Source organism: Parafrigoribacterium mesophilum (assembly GCF_039652555.1).
GTDB lineage: Bacteria > Actinomycetota > Actinomycetes > Actinomycetales > Microbacteriaceae > Parafrigoribacterium > Parafrigoribacterium mesophilum.
In genome coordinates this window covers 1-252 of record NZ_JBDJAF010000095.1, presented here as the reverse complement: position 1 = coordinate 252, position 252 = coordinate 1, and the positions used below count along the sequence as shown (strand labels likewise).

Genomic DNA, 252 nt, shown 5'->3' with positions numbered 1-252 from the left:
GCCCTGAGCTGTTCTGCGCGAGCCTGAGTGTCCGCCACGGGCGAGCTGTGTTCTTTAAGAGTCGCAATCTCGCGCGAGACATCGGACAGACCCGCGTCGATAATTTCGCGCGCTACGCGATAAAGCCGGTCAAGCGAACTGTCACCAACCCGAATGAGTTCGAAGACTTTGAGGCGGGTGTTCTTGAAAGCGACCATCGCGAAAAATACGGTCGGTGTGAGCCCTTCGAGATTCTTGGGGGCAAGCACACGG

At 57.5% G+C, this 252-nt stretch carries 1 protein-coding gene; it reads right to left on the bottom strand.

The features are described 5' to 3' along the window. Positions 1–252, bottom strand: a 252-nt coding sequence (locus ABFX56_RS16225; RefSeq protein ID WP_346234385.1) for a hypothetical protein, incomplete at both ends; no start/stop codon positions are given.